At 55.4% G+C, this 20,972-nt stretch carries 22 protein-coding genes and 1 pseudogene; 18 read left to right on the forward strand and 5 right to left on the reverse strand.

The window, feature by feature from the left end; genetic code table 11:
• Nucleotides 1-187: 187 nt before the first annotated feature.
• Together motB and motA are read right to left on the reverse strand one after the other, a co-directional pair.
• A pseudogene (motB, locus tag VGK14_RS05515) lies at nucleotides 188-1,099 on the reverse strand (flagellar motor protein MotB); the annotation flags it as partial.
• Nucleotides 1,100-1,122: 23 nt separating this feature from the next.
• A complete protein-coding gene (gene motA / locus VGK14_RS05520; protein ID WP_331507939.1) occupies nucleotides 1,123-1,977 on the reverse strand; it encodes a flagellar motor stator protein MotA in 855 nt (284 codons plus the stop codon).
• A 147-nt stretch (nucleotides 1,978-2,124) separates the two neighbouring features.
• On the opposite strand from motA, the gene VGK14_RS05525 reads away from it, so the two are divergent.
• Both VGK14_RS05525 and VGK14_RS05530 read left to right on the forward strand, forming a co-directional pair.
• Nucleotides 2,125-3,546 (forward strand): HDOD domain-containing protein, encoded by a 1,422-nt coding sequence (locus VGK14_RS05525; protein ID WP_331507940.1) that lies wholly within the window; start codon nucleotides 2,125-2,127, stop codon nucleotides 3,544-3,546.
• Nucleotides 3,543-4,331, forward strand: a complete 789-nt coding sequence (locus VGK14_RS05530) for a pentapeptide repeat-containing protein (protein ID WP_331507941.1) — start codon at nucleotides 3,543-3,545, stop codon at nucleotides 4,329-4,331. The genes VGK14_RS05525 and VGK14_RS05530 overlap by 4 nt, the downstream gene beginning before the upstream one ends.
• Before the next feature lie 268 nt (nucleotides 4,332-4,599).
• On the opposite strand, the gene VGK14_RS05535 is transcribed toward VGK14_RS05530, so the two are convergent.
• Genes VGK14_RS05535 through VGK14_RS05545 form a run of 3 tightly spaced genes read right to left on the reverse strand, consistent with a single transcriptional unit; the run spans nucleotide 4,600 to nucleotide 8,514 of the window.
• Nucleotides 4,600-5,175, reverse strand: coding sequence for a Maf family nucleotide pyrophosphatase (locus VGK14_RS05535; RefSeq protein ID WP_331507942.1), 576 nt, complete (start codon nucleotides 5,173-5,175; stop codon nucleotides 4,600-4,602).
• A 47-nt stretch (nucleotides 5,176-5,222) separates the two neighbouring features.
• Nucleotides 5,223-7,070 carry a sodium-extruding oxaloacetate decarboxylase subunit alpha gene (gene oadA / locus VGK14_RS05540; protein ID WP_331507943.1) on the reverse strand — a complete coding sequence of 616 codons (1,848 nt, stop codon included), beginning with the start codon at nucleotides 7,068-7,070 and terminating at the stop codon, nucleotides 5,223-5,225.
• A 25-nt stretch (nucleotides 7,071-7,095) separates the two neighbouring features.
• Nucleotides 7,096-8,514, reverse strand: coding sequence for an acetyl-CoA carboxylase biotin carboxylase subunit (locus tag VGK14_RS05545; protein ID WP_331507944.1), 1,419 nt, complete (start codon nucleotides 8,512-8,514; stop codon nucleotides 7,096-7,098).
• Between the two features lie 57 nt (nucleotides 8,515-8,571).
• Between VGK14_RS05545 and VGK14_RS05550 the strand changes: the two genes are divergently transcribed.
• The 16 genes from VGK14_RS05550 (at nucleotide 8,572) to VGK14_RS05625 (ending at nucleotide 20,911) form a co-directional block, all read left to right on the forward strand.
• Nucleotides 8,572-9,141, forward strand: a complete 570-nt coding sequence (locus VGK14_RS05550; protein WP_331507945.1) for a YceD family protein — start codon at nucleotides 8,572-8,574, stop codon at nucleotides 9,139-9,141.
• Between the two features lie 31 nt (nucleotides 9,142-9,172).
• The gene (gene rpmF / locus VGK14_RS05555) at nucleotides 9,173-9,352 is read left to right on the forward strand and encodes a 50S ribosomal protein L32 (RefSeq protein WP_109014244.1); all 180 of its coding nucleotides are present in this window, start codon (nucleotides 9,173-9,175) and stop codon (nucleotides 9,350-9,352) included.
• 53 nt (nucleotides 9,353-9,405) lie between these two features.
• Entirely contained in the window at nucleotides 9,406-10,434 is a 1,029-nt protein-coding gene (plsX, locus tag VGK14_RS05560) for a phosphate acyltransferase PlsX (RefSeq protein ID WP_331507946.1), read from the forward strand.
• On the forward strand, nucleotides 10,431-11,384 hold the full coding sequence (locus VGK14_RS05565) for a beta-ketoacyl-ACP synthase III (protein ID WP_331507947.1): 954 nt from the start codon (nucleotides 10,431-10,433) through the stop codon (nucleotides 11,382-11,384). The genes plsX and VGK14_RS05565 overlap by 4 nt, the downstream gene beginning before the upstream one ends.
• Nucleotides 11,385-11,413: 29 nt before the next feature.
• Nucleotides 11,414-12,343 (forward strand): ACP S-malonyltransferase, encoded by a 930-nt coding sequence (gene fabD / locus VGK14_RS05570; RefSeq protein ID WP_331507949.1) that lies wholly within the window; start codon nucleotides 11,414-11,416, stop codon nucleotides 12,341-12,343.
• Between the two features lie 11 nt (nucleotides 12,344-12,354).
• The gene (gene fabG / locus VGK14_RS05575) at nucleotides 12,355-13,095 is read left to right on the forward strand and encodes a 3-oxoacyl-ACP reductase FabG (protein ID WP_331508032.1); all 741 of its coding nucleotides are present in this window, start codon (nucleotides 12,355-12,357) and stop codon (nucleotides 13,093-13,095) included.
• 80 nt (nucleotides 13,096-13,175) lie between these two features.
• Entirely contained in the window at nucleotides 13,176-13,412 is a 237-nt protein-coding gene (gene acpP, locus VGK14_RS05580; RefSeq protein WP_331507950.1) for an acyl carrier protein, read from the forward strand.
• A 42-nt stretch (nucleotides 13,413-13,454) separates the two neighbouring features.
• Nucleotides 13,455-14,693 (forward strand): beta-ketoacyl-ACP synthase II, encoded by a 1,239-nt coding sequence (fabF, locus tag VGK14_RS05585; RefSeq protein WP_331507951.1) that lies wholly within the window; start codon nucleotides 13,455-13,457, stop codon nucleotides 14,691-14,693.
• Between the two features lie 360 nt (nucleotides 14,694-15,053).
• Nucleotides 15,054-15,893, forward strand: coding sequence for an aminodeoxychorismate lyase (pabC, locus tag VGK14_RS05590; protein ID WP_331507952.1), 840 nt, complete (start codon nucleotides 15,054-15,056; stop codon nucleotides 15,891-15,893).
• Complete coding sequence (gene mltG / locus VGK14_RS05595) at nucleotides 15,877-16,875, forward strand: endolytic transglycosylase MltG (RefSeq protein ID WP_331508033.1); 999 nt, start codon at nucleotides 15,877-15,879, stop codon at nucleotides 16,873-16,875. Before pabC ends, mltG begins: the two co-directional genes overlap by 17 nt.
• On the forward strand, nucleotides 16,875-17,483 hold the full coding sequence (tmk, locus tag VGK14_RS05600) for a dTMP kinase (protein WP_331507953.1): 609 nt from the start codon (nucleotides 16,875-16,877) through the stop codon (nucleotides 17,481-17,483). Before mltG ends, tmk begins: the two co-directional genes overlap by 1 nt.
• The gene (gene holB / locus VGK14_RS05605) at nucleotides 17,480-18,523 is read left to right on the forward strand and encodes a DNA polymerase III subunit delta' (RefSeq protein WP_331507954.1); all 1,044 of its coding nucleotides are present in this window, start codon (nucleotides 17,480-17,482) and stop codon (nucleotides 18,521-18,523) included. Before tmk ends, holB begins: the two co-directional genes overlap by 4 nt.
• Nucleotides 18,520-18,906 (forward strand): PilZ domain-containing protein, encoded by a 387-nt coding sequence (locus VGK14_RS05610; protein ID WP_331507955.1) that lies wholly within the window; start codon nucleotides 18,520-18,522, stop codon nucleotides 18,904-18,906. Before holB ends, VGK14_RS05610 begins: the two co-directional genes overlap by 4 nt.
• Nucleotides 18,907-18,931: 25 nt before the next feature.
• Nucleotides 18,932-19,708 (forward strand): TatD family hydrolase, encoded by a 777-nt coding sequence (locus VGK14_RS05615; protein ID WP_331507956.1) that lies wholly within the window; start codon nucleotides 18,932-18,934, stop codon nucleotides 19,706-19,708.
• A complete protein-coding gene (locus VGK14_RS05620) occupies nucleotides 19,699-20,463 on the forward strand; it encodes an MBL fold metallo-hydrolase (protein ID WP_331507958.1) in 765 nt (254 codons plus the stop codon). Before VGK14_RS05615 ends, VGK14_RS05620 begins: the two co-directional genes overlap by 10 nt.
• 52 nt (nucleotides 20,464-20,515) lie before the next feature.
• A complete protein-coding gene (locus VGK14_RS05625; RefSeq protein WP_331507959.1) occupies nucleotides 20,516-20,911 on the forward strand; it encodes a hypothetical protein in 396 nt (131 codons plus the stop codon).
• Nucleotides 20,912-20,972 lie beyond the last annotated feature (61 nt).

Here is a 20,972-nt window from a genome sequence, read left to right on the forward strand (position 1 = left end):
CCGCTGCGGCTGCCGAAGATGCGGGTGCGGGCTTTACAGCTGCAGGGGGGCTGGACGGCATTGGAGCTGCAGACGAAGGCGGTGACGGTTGAGCGGCGGTGGCTGGTTTGGCCGGGGCTGCCGGAACTGGTGCTGGTGAGATGGCGGCCGGAGACGATGGTTTTTTGTCGGGGGCAGCTGGCGCAGCAGCGACGGGTGTGTTGTTTTCAGCGGAAGTCTGATCAAGTTTTCCTTCGTCGTGCAGGATAGCGTCTTCGGTTTCCTTGTTCAGCACGATAATGCTGATGCGCCGATTGATCGGATTATATGGGTTGTCCTTATCGAACAGCACGGCGGAGGATAAGCCTACGACGCGCGCCACCTTGTCCTCATCCATGCCGCCGCTAATCAATGCACGGCGCGAAGCATTGGAACGGTCGGCAGAAAGCTCCCAGTTGGTATAGATGCCGGAAAATTTGGAATAAGGCGTGGCATCGGTATGGCCGGATAAACTGATCTTGTTGGGAACGTGATTGATTACCTTGCCAATTTCCTTGAGTATTTCCGATGCATAAGGTTGCATGACGGAGCTGCCGCTGTTGAACATCGGCCGGTTTTCCTTGTCGATGATCTGGATGCGCAAGCCTTCCTTGGTGATTTCCAGCAGCAACTGATCCTTGAATGGCTTGAGCGCTTCGCTGGCGTCAATTGCATTTTCGAGCTCTTTCTTCAGTTCCAGCAGCCGCTGCTTGTCATCCTTGGTAATTTCGCCGACTTCCGCTTTCTTGGGCGCAGGCTGTGTCTCTTTCGGCCGTTCATCCTTATTGGAGCCTTTTTTCGTATCGCCTTCCGAATGGGTGACATCTTTACCGCCACCGATCTTGATCATACTGGTGCTGGCCCCGCCCGGGCCGGAGACCGCGCTGGGGTTATTGAAATAGTCCGAAATTGCCTGTTTCTGCTCCTTGGTGGTGGAACCAAGCAGCCACATGAGCAGGAAAAACGCCATCATTGCGGTTACGAAGTCGGCGTAGGCGATTTTCCAGGCGCCGCCATGATGGCCGTGTCCGCCTTTCTTGATCTTCTTGACGATGATGGGCTGGATATTGTCTTCTGCCATGATGGCGGTTTTTCAGCCTGATATTACTTCTTCTGTTTGACGTGCTCTTCCAGCTCGAGAAAGCCGGGGCGGACATCCGAGAACAAGGCCTTGCGTCCGAATTCTACCGCTACTTGCGGCGCATAGCCGTTCAGATAGGCGATGATGCAGGTCTTGATGCAAACGTAGAACTTGCTTTCGTCTTCCAGTTGATGATTCAACGAGGAGGCGAGGGGGCCGACGAATCCGTAAGAAAGAAGAATCCCCAGCATGGTGCCGACCAGTGCGGCACCGACCTTATGGCCGAGCTCTTCCGGCGGTCCGCCAATCGCGCCCATGGTGATAACCACGCCCAGCACTGCCGCGACGATACCGAAAGCCGGCAATGCATCCGAGGCCGATTGAATCGCGGCGATAGGCTTGTGCGCTTCCTGGTGGTGCGTTTCCAGCTCCAGGTCCATCAGGTTCTCGATTTCAAAGGCATTCATGCTGCCACCCACCATCATGCGAAAATAGTCGCAGATGAAATCCAGCACATGATGATCGGCAAGAACGCCTGGATACTTGGCGAAAATCTGGCTTTTTTCAGGCTCCTCGATATCCGCCTCCAGTGCGATCAAGCCGTCCTTGCGGATCTTGCCGAACAAGGCATACATCAATCCCAGCAATTCCATATAGCGGGTTTTATTATAGGAAGAACCCTTGAAAACCTTGCCTACCCCGGCAAACGAGCTTTTAATGATGGCGGTCGGGTTGGCGATCAAAAATGCTCCGAATGCGGCACCTCCGATAATGAGCAATTCGACTGGCTGGAACAACGCGGCAAGATGCCCATGTTCAAGTACGAAGCCCCCGATGATGCTACCCAGAACGAGTAATGCCCCGATAATCAGGCTCATTGACTTACATCCTTGCTTGTTATATTTGTGCGGTTAGAATACCGATGCGATTCTGCTATGAATCGCCGATTCCCGCAATACTTAAGGGTCCATTTATGGCGTGCAGCTTGAAGATCAGGTGTTACCCAACCGCAAGGGGAAATAGCTTTGTCGCAAACCATCGATGAGTGGGTATCGCAGCTGGCGCCGCTGGAATTGCCAGTATTGCGGACAACCCTGCAGGCGATAAAAAAATTACAGAATGACCCCGACGTGTCTGCGGCAAGAATTGCTGCGGCCGTGCTGCCTGACCCCATGATGGCGCTGAAATTGATGCGGCTTGCCAATGCATCCCGGCATGGGGAATTTGCGCAGCGTATCGCCACCGCCGAACACGCGGTGATGATGCTGGGGCTGTCCACCACATTCAGTCGCCTGAGCGAAACCGCCGTGCTGGAAGACGTGCTGCCACCACATGCGCAGCATGGATTGTTATGCACAACCGCACGCGCCAGCCATGCAGCCATTCATGCTCGGGCATGGGCGGTGCAGCGTTTGGATACCAGCATCGAGGAGGTCTATATTGCCGCGGTGCTATACGGTATGGCCGAGATGACGCTTTGGGTCGCGGAACCTGAGCGGATGGTTGAACTGGCGAAGACGCAGCGCAAGCTGGATTGGAAACAAGCCGAGCAGAATGCCTTCGGCTTTCCGTTGGTCGAGCTTTCCCGTGCGCTGGCGGAACGCTGGAATATGCCACCCCTGGTGACCAGCGCGATGCAGCAGGAAATAACTGACGTGCATGTACGCCCTCGCTGCGTAATGCTGGCGAACCGCCTGATCAAAAATGCCGAAACGGGCTGGTATGGACCTGCGGTCGCGGCCGATCTCGAAGAAATTGCCGCCGCGCGGCGCCAGGCGCCGGATGAGGTGGCTGCCCAGGTGCACAGCGCCGCGGCGGATGTGGCGCGGCGTTATATATTTGCCGATGTTGTTCCTGCGGCTACCTGGCTGCCGATGCTGGCCGGCGAATGGCCGGATGAAGAGCCATCGGTTGTGACAACGGATGATGACCCTTTCCAGGCAGTGATGAAGGAAATGTCCATGCATCTGGATGATGCGCTGAGCTTGCATGATTTGCTGGTGCTGGTAATGCGCGGCATGCGCGACGGTATCGGCTTGAAGAGGGTGGTATTCGCGCTGCTGACGCAAGATCGTACCGAACTGAAAGCGAAATATACGTTCGGAGCTGAACAAGAGTCTCCGCTCAAATCGTTCCGTTTCGATATGCGCCAAAAACACTTATTCAGCGCTTTGATGGGCAAACAGCAAGCGATATGGATGTCGGACGAAAACCGCATCAAATATGCCGCGTATTTGAACGATGAGGTAATGAAGGCAACCACAGGGCACGAATTCTACGCGATGTCTTTGAGCGTCCAGGGGAAAATGATCGGACTGTTCTATGGCGATCGCGCCGGCACCGGAGAGCGGCTGGATGCTGCAAGTTTCGAAAAATTCAAATTGCTGTGCGCACAGGCGGCGCAAAGCATGGTGTTGCTGGCTAAACCCAGGTCGGCCAATGCATGAGCACTTATCGTCTATGGCAGGTGAAGCGCGGCGAACGGATCAGCGGTCCTTTTCCTGAGCCGCTCATTTGTCAGCAGATATTGATCGGTCGCATCCGGGAAAATGATCTGCTCAGCATAGACGGGCATGCCTGGCATACCTATCGGGATGTCCCCGAGATCCACGAGGAGATTTCTCGTCTGCTCGATCTCCATGCCGAGTCGCACGATCCCCAATGGCATGAAGAGCGCATCCGTGCCGCACTGCGCCATTTTGACGAACGCAAAAGACCCGATCGCCGTGATCATGAACGCGCTGCTGAAGCTGCCGCCTGGAAGAGCCGGCGCGAAGGCCATGACCGCAGGGTGGCGCCGGAAACGGTAGAGCAGCATAGCTATCGGCAGAATGTTGCCGAGGTCGACCACTGGCTGCGCCTGTATCGCCTGCGGTACGGATGGACGGCTGCGGCGCTGCTGGCTGCCGCCCTGGCGATAGGGCTGGCCTTGCATTTTTTCCAGGTGGCCACACCGATCGACATTGGGTTGCAGGCCGCCAAAACTTGCGGTCAGCCTCCAGCGCGCGGAGTGGATTGGCATGGCTGCAACAAGTCTGGTTATCTGTTGGCCGGTGCCGATCTGCGGCAAGCCAATTTGACGGGCACCGATTTTTCTGGCGCCAACCTGTCCTATGCCAACCTTGCGGGTGCGCGGTTAACAGGCGCGGTGTTGCAGGGAGCGATATTGACAGGCACCGCATGGCCGGACGGCCGGGTGTGCGCAACGGGCTCCGTGAGTCTTTGCCGTTGATTGATCAGTAGCGCACCAGCGCACGATAGGTCAGAACGGGTCTTGCCTTCCGCTGGCACGTCGCACGCATCGCCTAGCTTGAGCCGGGCTTTCTCGTTCTTCGGGGTATGGTCGATATTGTCTTTCCCGATGAAATGGGCGTTGCCGGCACCGTCCTTCTTGTATACCCGCATGGTGCCCTCCAGGCAAATTTGCGCGCTTACATCGCGGAAAGCCAGCGCTTTGGCCACTGCTGAGCTTGATTTTGCGTCGGTCTTTCAGATGAAATCTAGATAACGGCTATACCTTCGTTTTGCAACATGCTTACCAGCGTAATCAGCGGCAACCCGATCAGCGCGTTGGGATCGCCGCCGTGCATCCATTCGATCAGTGCGATGCCCAATCCCTCGTATTTGGCACTACCGGCGCAGTGGTAGGGTTGTTCCTTGCGCAGGTAGTTCTCGATCTGTTCATCGCTGAGGTTACGGAGGCGTACTTCGTAGAGGACATCCTCGGCTTGCATATTGCCTGTGGCTGCATTGAACAGGCAGAGCGCGCTGTGGAACCTGACGCTGCGGCCGCGCATCAGGCGCAGTTGCTTGACGGCGTTGTCGTGCGTCAAGGGTTTTCCCAGCTGCAGTCCGTCCAGGGTGGCGACCTGATCGCAGCCGATGATGAGTGCATCGGGATGGCTGACCGCAATTTTGCGTGCTTTTGCCTGGGCCAGGCGCAGGGCGGTTTGTTCCGGTCTCTCTCCCGGCCGGGCGGTTTCATCCACCTCGGGCGAGATTACCGCGAAAGGAAGCTGCAGATGTTGCAGCAATTCGTGCCGATAAGGCGAGGATGAGGCAAGAATCAGGTTCATAGTGCCCAAATGAAAAAGCCGGCAGCCGCAGGCCTGATCATGATGGTTTATTGAATTTCGACCAGCGTTTCATCCGGAGTCACCGAGTCGCCTTTTTGCACATGGATGGCGACGATGATGCCGCTTTTTGGCGCCTGGATTTCGTTCTCCATTTTCATCGCTTCGATCACCAGTATGCCGTCGCCGGCGTTGACCTTGTCGCCGACCCTGGTCTTGACGTCGACGATGGTGCCCGGCATGGCGGTGGTTACGCAGCCCGCATGGGACGGTCGTGGGCGATTGCCGTTGCCGGTCGAGGAGGTGTTCGCCTTTTTCTTTTGTCCACCATTGCTGCTACTGCCGCGGGAGACTTCGACTTCGCTCAGCGTTTCGACTATCACTTCTTCGGCGATCCCGTCAACCGAGACATAGAACGGGCGTTGCTCTTCGCCGGTATGGCCGCTGCCGGTGAGCTTGATATGGAAAGTTTCGCCATGCAAAGTGACGTTGAATTCGCTGGGCGCATAGCGCGTTGCGGCCGCAGACGCGGCTTCTTTCTCCAGCAATGGTTCGGGCTTGAGACTGCCGGCGGCACGCTCCTGGAAGAAGGTCTGTGCCAGTTCAGGAAACATCGCATAGGTGAGAACGTCTTCTTCATTGCGTGCCAGTGATTCGATTTCCGCGCGCAGCTTGTCCATCTCGTCTTCAAGCAAGTCAGCCGGGCGGCAGGTGATGACCTCACCATTATTGGTGGCCAGGCTCTTTACTTCTTCATTCACCTTGCCCGGAGCCTTGCCGTATTGGCCAAGCAGGTAATTCTTGACTTCGTTGGTCACTGATTTATAGCGCGCACCGGTCAGCACGTTGAGCACCGCCTGGGTGCCGACGATCTGCGAAGTCGGCGTGACCAGCGGCGGAAAGCCGAGGTCTTCCCGTACGCGTGGGATTTCATCCAGCACTTCATCCATGCGGTTGAGCGCGCCCTGCTCCTTGAGCTGATTGGAGAGGTTGGAAATCATGCCGCCCGGAACCTGATTGACGAGAACGCGAGTATCTACACCGGTAAAGTCGCTTTCGAACTGCCAATATTTTTTGCGGACTTCGCGGAAATAGGCAGCGATTCCCTGCAGCGCGACAAGATCCAGGCCGGTATCGTATTCGGTGCCGGCAAGCGCTGCGACAATACTTTCAGTGGAAGAGTGGCTGGCACCCTCGCCGAAGGGCGATATGCATGTGTCCAGAATGGCGGCTCCCGCTTCCACACCCTTGATGAAGGACATTGCCGATAAACCGGAAGTCGCATGGCTGTGCAAGTGGATCGGTAATTTGACGCTGGCGCGAATCGCCGTCACCAGTTCGGACGTGGCCGACGGTGTGAGCAGGCCCGCCATGTCCTTGATCGCGAGGGTATCGCAACCCATGGCTTCCAGTTCCTTTGCCAAACCAGCGAAGTAGGGAATGTCGTGGACGGGGCTGGTGGTATAGCTGATGGTGCCTTCGGCATGCTTGCCGGTTTTCTTCACCGCTTCGATGGACACGCGCAAATTACGCAGATCGTTCATCGCATCGAAGATACGGAATACGTCCACACCGTTGTCGGCGGATTTCTGCACGAAAGCGCGCACCACATCATCTGAATAGTGGCGGTAGCCAAGCAGATTCTGACCACGCAGCAGCATCTGGATGCGGCTGTTGGGCAGGGCCTTGCGCAGGCGTTTCAAGCGTTCCCACGGGTCTTCCTTGAGATAACGTACGCAAGCGTCGAAGGTGGCGCCACCCCACGCTTCCAGCGACCAGAAACCCACCTTGTCCAATGCCGAGCAAATCGGCAACATGTCGTCGGTACGCAGGCGAGTAGCAATCAGGGACTGATGGCCATCACGTAAAATCAGTTCTGAAACAAGAACTTTTGCCATAATCTTAATCTTCTATATAAATCTGTTAGATGCCTTCATGGGCAGCGATGGCTGCCGAAATTGCCGCCGCCATCAGTTCCGGCGGAAACTCGATCGCATAGTTGATCAATTCGGGGTGCGATTCCACGAAGCTGGTGTTGAAGCGTCCGGCTCTGAACTCGGGATGCTTCATGATTTCCTGATAATAGGGGATCGTCGTTTTGACGCCATATACCACCATGTCGCTCAAAGCGCGACGACCACGTTCGACGACGCTAGGCCAATCGAGCGCCCATACCGTGAGCTTGGCACACATGGAGTCGTAATAGGGCGGAATCACGTATCCGGAATACATGGCTGCATCAATCCGCACGCCCGGACCGCCCGGGGCGTAATAGCGGGTAATTTTACCGAAGCTGGGCAGGAAGCCGTTTTTCGGATCTTCCGCGTTGATACGATATTCCATTGCAAAGCCGCGGAACTGGACGTCTTCCTGTCTATATTGCAATGGCAGGCCGTCGGCTATGCGAATCTGCTCCTGCACGATATCGATGCCGGTAATCGTTTCCGTCACCGTGTGCTCGACCTGCAGGCGCGTGTTCATTTCCATGAAGTAGAAATTGTTGTCCTGATCCAGCAAAAATTCGACCGTGCCGGCATTTTCGTAGCCTACGGCTTTGGCCGCTTTGACGCCCAGATTGCCGATGTATTCGCGTTGTGCCTGGGTCAACTGCGGCGATGGCGCGATTTCGATCAGCTTCTGGTTGCGGCGCTGGATGGAACAATCGCGTTCATACAGGTGAATTGCATGACCTTGGCTGTCGGCCAATATTTGCACTTCAATATGGCGTGGGTTGACGACGCATTTTTCCAGGAATACTTCCGGCTTGCCGAAAGCTTTACTGGCCTCGGAAATCACACGCTCGTAATTGGTCAGCAACTCTTTGTCGTCATTGCAGCGGCGAATGCCGCGACCGCCGCCGCCATTGGTGGCCTTGAGCATAACGGGGTAACCGATTTTGGCGGCCAGTTTGCGCGCTTCCTCGACATCTTCGAGGTTGCCGTCGCTTCCCGGCACGCAGGGAATGCCCGCGGCAATCATTGCGTTGCGCGCCTGGATCTTGTCGCCCATCTGGGCGATCACGTCAGGGCCGGGGCCGATGAATTTGACACCGCGTTTGGCGCAAATTTCAGACAACACCGGGTTTTCGGAAAGGAAGCCGTAGCCGGGGTGCAGCGCATCACAGCCCGCAGCCACGGCAAGGTTGACGATGTTATGGGCATTGAGATAACCCTGCACTGGGTCCGAACCAATGTTATAAGCCTCATCCGCCTTTTTGACGTGCAGGGCGTGGCGATCCGCGTCGGTATAGATGGCCACCGAAGTAATGCCCATTTCCGAGCAGGCGCGCACGATGCGAACGGCAATTTCGCCGCGATTGGCTACGAGAATCTTTTTGATCATTGTTCAGCGCGCATATTGAATTAGGGTGGTCTGTAAGGCCGATCGATACAAGGCTTTTTGACACTCAAACCTGATAATTATATCATGCTGGATTCACGACTGAATAGGTTAAGCCTTGTGTCCACGCCGGTGTTGATAAACGCCCTTGAATTTGCCGAGCAATCGCTTGAAATTCATGATAAAATCCGCGCCTCGAATTTGTCCGGCTTGCGGGATGTGCTGTTTTCCGGTGATAGCGAGATCAAGTATCGGCTTGCGGGAAGGCATGCGGCTCGCGATAAGCCGTCGTTGCGGCTGGAGATTCGCGGGACGTTGGAGTTGATATGTCAGCGCTGTTTGGGCAGGTTTGCTTATCCGCTGAGCGTTAACAGGTATTTCGAGCTGGTTGCGGATGAGTCAGCGCTGCCCGAGTCTGATCTGGCTGATGATGAGGTCGATTATCTGGTGATCGACCCAGCAATGGATGTGGTGGGGCTGGTGGAAGAAGAAGTTCTTCTGGCGCTACCGATGGCTTTGAGGCATGAAGATTATTGTACTGGCAGTGCAAATGTATCGCATGGGCGGAAGCCAAGTCCTTTTCAGGTGCTGGAAGGGCTGAAAGTCAGCACCAAGAATTTAGAAAATTAGAACTAGATTGATTTTTCGTTAGGAGCAACAAATGGCTGTTCAACAGAACAAGAAGTCCCCATCCAAGCGTGGCATGCATCGTTCCCACGACTTTCTGACCGCACCGGCGCTGGCCGTCGAGCCGACCACGGGCGAAGTGCATCTGCGCCACCATGTGAGCGCTTCCGGCTACTATCGTGGCCGCAAGGTGATGCCGGCCAAGGGCGAGTAACAGGTTCCCTTATTTTGCATGCGCCGCGCCCGCACAAGGCGCGGCGTTTTGTTATGGATATTACTGTCGCCATCGACGCCATGGGGGGCGATCACGGTCCCCATGTCACCATTCCCGCAGCGCTTGAAGCGCTCAAGCGGCATAGTGAAATCAATATCGTCCTGGTCGGTCTGACCGAAGCTATCGAGATGGAACTGCGCGCTCATGGCGCCAGTGTGGGGCCGCGCCTGCGCATTCATCATGCTGACGAAGTCGTCACCATGGACGAGCCGCCATCTTCCGCGTTACGCAACAAGAAAGACTCGTCGATGCGGGTCGCCATCAATCTGGTAAAGAGCGGCGAAGCCAACGCCTGCGTTTCTGCCGGTAATACCGGCGCACTGATGGCTGTCGCGCGTTATGTGCTGAAAACCCTGCCCGGTATCGATCGGCCTGCTATCGCGTCGACGCTGCCAACGCTTCATGGGCGTACCTTCGTGTTGGATCTCGGCGCCAACGTTGATTGTACTGCCGAACATCTGCTGCAATTCGGCATCATGGGCGCGATGCTATGCTCCTGTGTGGAGCATAAGGCAAACCCTACGGTCGGGCTGCTCAATATCGGTTCGGAAGTCATCAAGGGCAACGAAGTAGTCAAGGAAGCCGGTGAGCTGTTTCGCGCCAGCCATCTGAATTTCTATGGCAATGTGGAAGGCAACGATATCTATAAAGGCACCGTGGATGTGGTGGTGTGCGACGGCTTCGTCGGCAATGTCGCACTTAAGGCTTCGGAAGGTCTTGCCCAGATGATGCGCACCTTCATCACTCAGGAATTCAGGCGCAGTCTGCTGACCAAGCTGATGGGGCTGGCAGCGATGCCGGTGCTCAATGCCTTCAAAAAGCGCGTAGACCATCGCCGCTACAACGGAGCCAGTTTTTTGGGGCTTAACGGACTTGTCGTCAAGAGTCACGGCTCGGCGGATAGCTTCGCTTTCGGTTTTGCCATCGATCAGGCGGTGGAAGAAGCTTGTAGCGGAGTGCTGCGCCGTATCAGCGAACAGATTGCGCTTGATGCACATCCTGCCATGGTGTCCGCATCTTGAAGTATTCCCGTATCGCCGGAACCGGCAGCTATCTGCCGGATAATGTTTGCACCAATGCCGATCTCGAGCGCATGGTGGACACCAGCGACGAATGGATTTTTGCACGCACCGGCATTCGCGAACGCCATATTGCCGCTGACGGAGAATTTACCAGCGATCTCGCGCTGCACGCCAGCCGGCGCGCGATCGCTGCCGCCGGCATTGCCGCCGATGAGATCGACCTCATCATCGTAGCAACGACCACCCCCGATCAGATATTCCCCAGCACCGCATGTACGTTACAGGCCAAACTCGGCGTCAGCGGCGGACCGGCATTCGACATCCAGGCCGTCTGCAGCGGCTTTGTTTACGCACTGGCTACGGCCGACCAGTTTATCCGTGCAGGAGGCGCCAAATGCGTACTGGTGGTGGGCGCTGAAACGATCTCTCGCATCACCGACTGGAGCGATCGCACCAACTGCATCCTCTGGGGCGATGGCGCCGGCGCGGTTGTATTGCAGGCCAGCGATGAGCCCGGCATTCTTTCCACCCATCTGCACGCCGATGGCGGCTATGCCGACTTGTTGAACGTGCCATGCGGTGTTTCAAAGAAGGGCGGTGCCTCGACCATCGTCATGGAAGGCAGCGCGGTATTCAAGGTGGCGGTGAACACTTTGGACCAGATTGTCGACGAGACGCTGGAAGCCAACGGTTTGCAAAAATCGGACATCGATTGGCTGGTGCCTCACCAGGCCAATATCCGCATCATTCAGGCAACGGCCAAGAAGCTGGGCATGGGCATGGAGCGGGTCGTGGTTACAGTGGACCAGCATGGCAACACTTCCGCCGCCTCCATTCCGCTGGCGCTGGATGTCGCGGTGCGCGATGGCCGCATCAAGAGGGGCGAAACCATTCTGATGGAGGCTTTCGGTGGCGGTTTCACCTGGGGTTCTGCGTTACTGAAATATTGATTATTCAGGCATTAAATTAAGAGATCAGCATGAAATTCGCATTCCTTTTCCCCGGCCAGGGCTCCCAATCCGTCGGCATGATGCAGGGATTCGGCGACCTCGCGGTGGTGCGCGATGCGTTTGCCGAGGCTTCCGACGTGCTTGGCCTGGATTTTTGGCGCATGGCTACCGAAGCCAACGAGGATCTGAATCTCACTACCAACACGCAGCCGCTGATGCTGACTGCCGGCATCGCCACATGGCGGGCCTGGCTACATGCCGATGGCGCGCAGCCTGCGATGATGGCGGGCCACAGCCTGGGCGAATACACCGCTTTGGTTGCGGCTGGGGCGTTGACCTTCAAGGATGCGTTGCCCCTGGTGCGCTACCGCGCTGAAGTGATGCAATCCGCCGTGGCCGAAGGCGTGGGCGCCATGGCCGCGATTCTCGGGCTTGATGACGATGCAGTGCGGGCTGCCTGTGCGGAAGCCGCGCAGGGCGAGGTGCTGGAAGCGGTCAATTTCAACTCCCCGGGGCAGGTGGTGATCGCCGGCAACAAGGCTGCGGTGGAGCGCGGCATGGAAGCCGCCAAGGCCAAAGGCGCCAAGCGCGCATTAACCTTGCCGGTGAGCGTGCCGTCCCACTGCGCATTGATGAGGCCTGCCGCCGACAAGCTGAAAATCTATCTGGAGCAAGTCGCCATCTCTATGCCGCAGGTGCCGGTACTGCATAATGCCGATGTGACAGCTTACGACAATGTTTTGCAAATCAAGGATGCGCTGGTGCGTCAGCTACACAGCCCGGTACGCTGGGTGGAATCGGTGCAGAAGATGGCGGGCGAGGGTATCGCCATTGCAGCCGAATGTGGTCCCGGCAAGGTGTTGTCGGGATTGAACAAACGCATCGTAGCCGAGATGCCCTGCCTTGCGTTGACGGGCGCGGATGCCATTTCTGACGCCAAAGTGCAATTCGCAGTATAAGGAGAACAATGATGTTGAACGGACAAATCGCATTGGTTACCGGCGCCAGCCGCGGCATTGGTGCCGCCGTCGCGCTGGAATTGGGTAAGCGCGGCGCGACCGTGATCGGAACCGCTACGACCGTCGGCGGGGCGGAACAAATCAGCCAGGCGTTGCATCAGAGCGGCGTCAGGGGCGATGGCATGGCATTGGATGTCAATGATGCGGCGCAAATAGAGTCGGCGCTTAAGGCCATTGCCGAAAAGTTCGGCGTTATCACGATACTGGTCAACAATGCCGGCATCACCCGTGACACATTGCTGATGCGCATGAGCGAGGAGGATTGGGATGCGGTTCTGTCGACCAACCTCAAATCGGTGTTTCGCCTGTCGCAGGCGGTATTGCGCCCGATGATGAAAGCCCGCCAGGGACGTATCGTCAGCATTTCTTCGGTGGTCGGACATATGGGCAATGCCGGTCAGACCAACTACGCCGCGGCCAAGGCCGGCATGACCGGCTTCACCAAGTCGCTGGCACGCGAGGTAGGCAGCCGCGGCATCACGGTGAACTGTGTGGCGCCGGGTTTCATCGACACCGACATGACGCGCGCACTTTCGGAAGAGCAGCGCAACGGCCTGATTCAGCATGTCCCTGCCGGGCGTTTCGGCAGTGTGGAAGACATCGCTGCTGCAGTAGCATTCCTAGCTTCACCCGCTGCAGGTTACATTACCGGCGAAACATTGCATGTCAATGGCGGAATGTACATGGCCTGACAGGCCGTTTCTTTTGAAATCGGCTGGAGTTTGCTAGAATGGCGCCAGCTTTTTGCTACAACTTGAAAGGGAGAAATTGAATGTCTGATATCGAACAGCGTGTTAAGAAGATCGTTACCGAGCAATTGGGCGCGAATGAAGCTGACGTCAAGAATGCGTCTTCTTTTGTGGACGATCTGGGTGCTGATTCTCTCGACACCGTAGAATTGGTGATGGCTCTGGAAGAGGAATTCGACTGCGAAATCCCCGATGAAGAAGCCGAAAAGATTACCACCGTGCAACAAGCGATTGACTACGTCAACGCTCACGTCAAATAAGAATTCATTCTTTTTCCTATATAGTTTTTTCCTGGAGTAGCCTTGTCCAAGCGTAGGGTCGTCATTACTGGCCTGGGGATTGTCTCGCCTGTCGGTATCGGTGTGAAAGCCTCCTGGGCCAGCATCGTAGCCGGCAAATCCGGCATTACCCGTATCACAAAGTTCGACCCGAGCGCTTTTGCCTCCCAGGTTGCCGGTGAGGTAAAGGATTTCGATGTGACGCAATATCTGTCTCCAAAAGAGGCGCGGCGCATGGATACCTTCATCCAGTACGGGCTGGTGGCCGGCATGGAAGCGGTCAAGGATTCCGGTATCGAAGTCACCGAAGAGAATGCCGAACGCATCGGTGTTTCCATCGGCGCCGGCATCGGCGGCCTGCAGCTGATCGAGGATACGGACAAGGTCTACATGGAGAGCGGTCCGCGCAAGATTTCGCCGTTCTTCATTCCGGGCACCATCATCAACATGATTTCCGGCAATCTGTCGATCATGTACGGGTTCAAGGGGCCGAACATAGCTATCGTTACCGCTTGTACCACGGCTACGCACTGCATCGGCGATGCGGCGCGCATGATCGAGTATGGCGATGCCGATGTCATGGTTGCCGGCGGTGCGGAAGCCGCAATTACGCCACTTTCGGTAGGCGGTTTTGCCTCGGCGCGTGCGCTTTCCACCCGCAACGACGATCCCGCAACGGCAAGCCGCCCGTGGGATTCGGAGCGCGACGGATTCGTCATTGGAGAAGGCGCAGGCGTACTGGTATTGGAAGAGTATGAGCATGCGCGTAAGCGCGGCGCCATGATTTATGGCGAAGTCGCCGGTTTCGGCATGAGCGCCGATGCCTATCATATGACCACGCCTTCGGAGAATGGCGAAGGCGCCGCACGCTGCATGCGCAATGCGCTCAATAATGCAGGCCTCAATGCCGACCAGGTGGATTACGTCAACGCGCACGGTACCTCTACGCCCGCGGGCGACATGGCTGAAACGCAAGCGGCCAAGCGTTTGTTCGGCGATCATGCCGGCAGGCTGGCGATGAGTTCCACCAAATCCATGACCGGCCATTTATTAGGTGCCGCGGGGGGGGTGGAAGCTGTATTCTCGGCTTTGGCGCTACGTGATCAGATCGCACCGCCTACGATCAATATTTTCAATCAGGATTCGCGGTGCGACCTCGATTACGTACCGAATGAGGCTAGGAATATGAAGATCGATGTCGCCATTTCCAATTCGTTTGGTTTTGGTGGCACTAACGGAACACTGGTATTCCGTAAACTGTAGATATTTATTTAACTTTGAAATATGAAAAACGGGGCTTTTACAGCCCCGTTTCTGTTTCCTTATGCACAGCTATTGTTAATTTGTCAATTTTTTCCGGAAATAACCACATTGGGGCATGCCAAATTGATGAGTTAACGTTAAGTACATGATTTATAAATAATTATTTCAATTGTCAAAAAATAGGCAATTTGGAAAAATTCAATGAATAGTGGGGCTTAGATATCTTTTCCATGGATTGCTCACAATATTATCCACAGGTTTTGTGAAGAACTTCAAAACTATTCCAATTATCTATTTATGAAACAATCCGAGCGAATGTCGTTGCCTTGAAATGACCGGTAGCCGGTACAATAGCGCTCCATGCAATATGTACATGTATACCTCGTTAATGGACGTCGTGAAAATGGATTGACGCCATTTGACCGTGGCTTTGCCTATGGCGACGGAGTGTTCCGTACATTGCCCATATATTTCGGCATGCCGCATTGCTGGGGTCGGCATTACCGGCGCTTGCAAGCTGATTGCAATGCTTTGGGAATCGTGTGTCCTGCTGAAGGAGTTTTGCGCGCCGACATTGCCCAACTGGTGGGGAATGGTGAAGACGGCGTGGTCAAGGTTACGATCACCCGCGGTGAGAGTGAGCGCGGATATGCGGTACCGCCTCTTGCCCAGCCGACCAGGGTCGTGAGTAAAACGGCTTTGCCGAATTACCCGGAAAGCCATTTTTCCGAGGGCGTGACATTGTTTTTATGTGCTACGCGTCTTGCCCGTCAGCCGCGTCTGGCAGGCATTAAACATCTCAATCGGCTGGAAAATGTACTGGCGCGCATGGAATGGGTCGATTCCCAGATCGCCGACGGTTTGCTGCTGGATGACGATGGCAATGTCATCGAATGTACCATGAGCAATTTGTTTGTCCGGATGGGCGATACCTTGGTTACCCCGGACCTGTCTCGCTGCGGAGTGGCTGGTGTAACGCGCGAACGCGTATTGGAGTTGGCGCCTGTGTTGGGATATACGGCAGAGACCAGGCACCTGCGTTTATCGGAATTGATGGACGCGGATGAAGTTGTTATTTGCAATAGCCTGTTTGGAGCCTGGCAGGTAAGGCATTTGGCCAGCCATGCATGGCCGGTGGGAACATTGGCGTCGCGCTTGCGCGAAAAACTGCGTAAGGATGATGATGCGATTAGTTTCTAGGTTGACATTACTAGCGACCATATTAGCCATAGCCGGTGCAGCATGGCTGTGGCATTTTTCCCAAACGCCTCTCGCCATACCCGACAAGCCGCATGCGCTCGTCGTCAAGCCGGGCAGTACCATCCGTACCGTCGCGCGCCAGCTGGTCGAGGAGCGCATGCTTGAGGAACCGTGGAGCTTCATGATAATGGCGCGTCTGACCGGGCACGCCGCCGATCTCAAGGCAGGCAATTATCTATTCGATTCGGACGTTTCCCCATACCGGCTGTTCGGCATGCTGACCAATGGCGACGTCACGCAAATCGGCATTACGTTCATCGAAGGCTGGACATTTCATCAGATGCGCGATGAACTCAATCGCCATGAAGGTATTAAGCATCTGGGCATGGGGCTTTCCGATGCCGAGATCCTGCGGCGTATCGGTGCTTCCGAACCTTATCCAGAAGGATTGTTTTTCCCTGATACCTATTATTTTTCCAGCAGTATGAGCGACTTGGATATCCTCAAGCGAGCTTATCAGGCCATGCATCAGAAACTGGATTCTGCCTGGCAAACAAGATCGCCTAGCTTGCCTTATGCCACCCCCTATGAAGCATTGATACTGGCATCCATTGTGGAAAAGGAAACCGGAAAGACGGAAGAGCGTCCAAAAATCGCCCGGGTATTTCTCAATCGTTTGAAAATGGGCATGCGATTGCAGACTGATCCTACCGTCATCTATGGTATGGGGGAGAGCTTCGATGGCAATATCCGAAAAAGAGACTTGCTGGCCGATAACCCCTACAACACTTATACGCGCAGTGGTCTGCCTCCTACACCAATCGCCAATCCGGGAATGGGCGCGATCGAAGCGGCCCTTAACCCTGATATGGATACCGGCTATCTTTATTTTGTAGGCAAGGGCGACGGCAGTCACGTTTTTTCAAAAACCTTGACGGAGCATAATCGCGCGGTGACCAGATACCAGTTGGGCAAGAACTGATGCAACGAGGCAAATTCATTACCCTGGAAGGCGTGGACGGAGCAGGCAAGAGCACTCATCTGCCGTTCATTACCGAACTGTTGAAATCGAGTGGCCATGAAACAGTGGTCACGCGCGAACCGGGCGGTACTCCGCTGGGTGAGCGCCTGCGCGAACTGCTGCTACACGAAGCGATGCATCCCGAGACCGAAACCCTGCTGATGTTTGCAGCCCGGCGGGAGCATATTGACAAGGTTATTCTGCCTGCATTGGAAAGAGGCGCATGGGTGCTTTCAGACAGATTTACCGATGCCAGCTTTGCCTATCAATACGGCGGGCGCGGCGTTTCCAAAGACAAGATCAAAACTATGGAAAATTGGGTGCAAGGAAATTTGCAGCCTGATTTGACATTGTTGTTTGATGTGCCGGTCTCGGTAAGCTGTCAGAGGTTGGCAGGAGCGCGTGATCCCGACCGGTTTGAGCGTGAGAATGCCGCGTTTTTTAAACGCATACGCGCCGCCTACCAGGAACGAGCAAGCTCGTTTCCAGCAAGGTTTCGTATTATAGATTCCAGTCAATCGCTGGAGTCTATCAGGAAAGTACTTGAAGATATATTTATATCAATTTGAATAATATAGAAATATATCCATGGCAGATTGAATCATGGCAGCGCATTCTGGAGATGCGTGAGCGTATGCCGCACGCCCTGTTATTGCATGGACGGCAAGGCATCGGAAAATTGGCTTTTGCCCGCGCGCTGGCACATGTTCTGCTGTGCGAGTCGCCGGATAACGCTGGTTTTGCCTGCGGCGGCTGCCTAAGCTGCGGCTGGATGGCGCAGGGCAATCACCCGGATTTTCGTCTGATTGAACCCGAGGACAGAACCGAAGGCGAAGCTGATGTTAGCGATGCCGAAGGGGATACGGTAACGAGCCGGTCCAGGAGGAAATCGCGCTTTATCGTAGTCGATCAAATCCGGGCCTTGAATGAGCTGACTGCGTTGTCCACGCACCGCAATGGGTTGCGCATCATGGTGTTGCATCCGGCTGAAGCGCTGAATGCCAACGCTGCCAACGCGCTACTTAAAATGCTTGAAGAGCCGCCGCCGGCAACGTTGTTCCTGCTGATTACGCATCAAGCTCAGCGTTTATTGCCAACCATCCGTAGCCGATGCCATAAAATCGCCATGCCGGTGCCGAGCCGTTCAGCGTCTGAGGCATGGTTGTCGGCTCAAGGCGTTACATCATCGGCATTCTGTCTCGCTCAAACCGGTGGTGCCCCGCTTGCGGCCATGGAAGCCGATAGCGCCGCGGTACGGGAGGAGATCGAAGCATTTGCCGGTCAGCTTTCCCTGGGCGGACGCATCGATCCATTCAGTGCGGCAACAGCATGGGCGAAAAACGATTTTGGCGCGGCCATTGCCGCATTACAGAAATGGTGTTACGACTTGATGTCGGTTCGGCTCGCGGACCAGGTGCGTTATTTTCCGCACCAGCGACCCTCTTTGCAAGCCATGGGCAAAAGCGTAGACTTGCGGCTGCTGTTGGAGTTTCAGCGCATACTCATAGAGGCGCGTGCGCAGGTGTCACATTCCCTGAATACCGAACTGCAGCTGGAGGCATTACTGGTGCGTTATGCGCAATTGTTTCCCGGCTCTACCAGATCATGAGTGAAGAACCGATAAAGGACGAACAGGCATCAGCCCCCACAACTGCTCCAAAGCCGGGCGTGCTGTCGCTTTCCATCAAGGAAAAGGGCGCCCTTTATGCGGCTTATATGCCTTTTCTTCAGGGCGGGGGGTTATTCATCCCCACCAATCGTACGTATAAGCTCGGCGAGGAAGTGTTCATGCTGCTTTCGTTGCTGGATGATCCCAATAAGCTCAAGGTGGTTGGCCGCGTCGCTTGGATTACGCCTGTTACGCAGGGTGGTCGTCCGCAAGGGGTAGGCATACAGTTCAGCGAAAAAGACGGCGGTATCGAGGCGCGCAACAAGATTGAAGGACTATTAGGAGGCGCGATGAAATCCGCGCGCCCCACTCACACGATGTAGCTTCCGCTACAGGTGGTTCTTTTTGATGTTTATCGATTCCCACTGTCATCTCGATTTTCCTGATCTTGCACAGAACCTTGACGGCGTGCTCGTGGCCATGCGTGCTAACAATGTCGGCTATGGCTTGTGTATCAGCGTCAATCTGCGCGATTTCCACAAGGTATTGGCGGTCGCGCAGGCTCACGACAATCTGTTCGCCACAGTGGGTATTCATCCCGATTACGAGGACGAGCCCGAGTTCACGGTCGAGGAACTGGTGCGCTTGGCGCAGCATCCCAAGGTGGTCGGCATCGGCGAGACCGGATTGGACTATTACCGCCTCAAAGGCGACCTTGAGTGGCAGCGTGAGCGTTTCCGCCTCCATATCCGCGCCGCCATTGCGTCGGCCAAGCCGCTCGTCATCCATACGCGCGAATCCGCCGAGGATACGCTGAGAATCATGCGGGATGAGAATGCACAGCGCGTCGGCGGCGTCATGCACTGTTTTACCGAGAGTTGGGATGTCGCACAGCATGCGATGGAACTGGGGTTCTACATCTCGTTTTCCGGTATCGTAACATTCAAGAATGCAACCGCCCTGAAGGAACTCGCGCAAAAGGTTCCGCTGGAGCGCATGCTGATCGAAACCGATTCGCCTTATCTGGCGCCGGTACCATATCGTGGCAAGACCAATCAGCCGGCTTTCGTCAAACATGTCGCCGAAGAGATCGCACGTTTGCGTGGCGTATCGGTGGAGCAGGTGGGTGAGGCTACTACGGCCAATTTTTTCCGCCTCTTCAACCAGGCCCAGCCTTGCAACTGATCGTTCTCGGTGTTGGATCCAGCGCCGGTACGCCGGTGATTGGCTGCGATTGCGCCACCTGCACCTCTGCAGATCCTCGCAATAACAGAACCCGGTGCTCGTCCGCGATAGAAACCGACGGCGGGGAAATTATCCTGATCGACACTGCCCCTGACTTGCGATTGCAGTCATTGCGCGAGAATATCAGGCGGGTTGACGCAGTGCTGTACACCCATATTCATGCTGACCATCTCAATGGCATCGATGATTTGCGCGCCTTTTGCCAGATGCAGAAAAAACAGATTCCGTTGTACGGCAATGCGTATACCATAGATAACATTGGCACACGCTTCGGCTATACCTTGCATGAGCCCGGCACCAGTTGGGAAATGCCGGTGTTGAGGGCGGAAGCGGTAGATGGCCCATTCGATATCTGTGGCGAACGCGTCATCCCCATCCCGGTCAAGCACGGCAGAGCCAATATTCTTGGGTGGCGTATCCGGAATTTTGCCTACCTTACCGATATTTCGGAGATTCCACCTGGATCGATGGAATTATTGCATGGTCTGGATGTGGTGCTCCTCGACTGCCTGCGCTTCAAGCCTCACCATACGCATATCAATGTGGAACAAAGCCTGGCTTATGCGAGTCTCATCGGCGCACGACAAACATACCTCATCCATATGACTCACGAACTCGAATATGCAATGCTGCAATCCGGTTTGCCTGCCGGGGTGAATGTAGGATACGATGGCCTGAGGCTGGCGCTGGCATGAAGTGCATCGCAATGCGATAATTAAATCGAACCGACTATAAAGGATTACCTCCATGCATCTGAAGAAATTCCTGGCTGTTTTTTGCACTATCTCGCTTATCGTTGCAGCGCCGCAAATGGAAGCCGGTGCGGCAGAGAAAGCCGTAAAAGCCGCCAAATCCTCCGCCAGAACTTATGATGAGAACGAGTTCATCAATTTGTTCAGCCATAAATCCACCAAACAGGTTACCGAAGTTGTTGGTAAACCGGTGCGTACCAGCCAAGCCAGTAAGCCATCCGAGGCCGAAACTACGTTAGGCCGTCCGCTGGATAAAAGCAATGGTGCGAAAGTGGAAATGTGGTATTACCAGAACATGGTCCGTTACGATGACAAGCACACGTATAAAACGGTTGAACTGACTTTCGTCAATGATCGTTGTCTGAATATCGCTTTCTTTAACGATCGCTAATGATGCATGAAGACGGCGGACGCGCATGACATGCACGCTGCCGTCGATGGTCGAAACGCTG

Origin of the sequence: Novimethylophilus sp., assembly GCF_036504375.1 — a bacterium.
In the GTDB taxonomy this organism is placed as follows: Bacteria; Pseudomonadota; Gammaproteobacteria; order Burkholderiales; family Methylophilaceae; genus Novimethylophilus.

Excerpts from the sequence above, each read along its gene's own strand:
- plsX (WP_331507946.1), top strand. The coding sequence starts at position 9,406 with ATGGATATTACTGTCGCCATCGACGCCATGGGGGGCGATCACGGTCCC.
- tmk (WP_331507953.1), top strand. The coding sequence starts at position 16,875 with ATGCAACGAGGCAAATTCATTACCCTGGAAGGCGTGGACGGAGCAGGC.
- fabG (WP_331508032.1), top strand. The coding sequence starts at position 12,355 with ATGTTGAACGGACAAATCGCATTGGTTACCGGCGCCAGCCGCGGCATT.
- VGK14_RS05615 (WP_331507956.1), top strand. The coding sequence starts at position 18,932 with ATGTTTATCGATTCCCACTGTCATCTCGATTTTCCTGATCTTGCACAG.
- VGK14_RS05625 (WP_331507959.1), top strand. The coding sequence starts at position 20,516 with ATGCATCTGAAGAAATTCCTGGCTGTTTTTTGCACTATCTCGCTTATC.
- VGK14_RS05545 (WP_331507944.1), bottom strand. The coding sequence starts at position 8,514 with ATGATCAAAAAGATTCTCGTAGCCAATCGCGGCGAAATTGCCGTTCGC.
- VGK14_RS05610 (WP_331507955.1), top strand. The coding sequence starts at position 18,520 with ATGAGTGAAGAACCGATAAAGGACGAACAGGCATCAGCCCCCACAACT.
- VGK14_RS05530 (WP_331507941.1), top strand. The coding sequence starts at position 3,543 with ATGAGCACTTATCGTCTATGGCAGGTGAAGCGCGGCGAACGGATCAGC.
- fabD (WP_331507949.1), top strand. The coding sequence starts at position 11,414 with ATGAAATTCGCATTCCTTTTCCCCGGCCAGGGCTCCCAATCCGTCGGC.
- acpP (WP_331507950.1), top strand. The coding sequence starts at position 13,176 with ATGTCTGATATCGAACAGCGTGTTAAGAAGATCGTTACCGAGCAATTG.
- oadA (WP_331507943.1), bottom strand. The coding sequence starts at position 7,070 with ATGGCAAAAGTTCTTGTTTCAGAACTGATTTTACGTGATGGCCATCAG.
- rpmF (WP_109014244.1), top strand. The coding sequence starts at position 9,173 with ATGGCTGTTCAACAGAACAAGAAGTCCCCATCCAAGCGTGGCATGCAT.
- VGK14_RS05535 (WP_331507942.1), bottom strand. The coding sequence starts at position 5,175 with ATGAACCTGATTCTTGCCTCATCCTCGCCTTATCGGCACGAATTGCTG.
- pabC (WP_331507952.1), top strand. The coding sequence starts at position 15,054 with ATGCAATATGTACATGTATACCTCGTTAATGGACGTCGTGAAAATGGA.
- motA (WP_331507939.1), bottom strand. The coding sequence starts at position 1,977 with ATGAGCCTGATTATCGGGGCATTACTCGTTCTGGGTAGCATCATCGGG.
- mltG (WP_331508033.1), top strand. The coding sequence starts at position 15,877 with ATGCGATTAGTTTCTAGGTTGACATTACTAGCGACCATATTAGCCATA.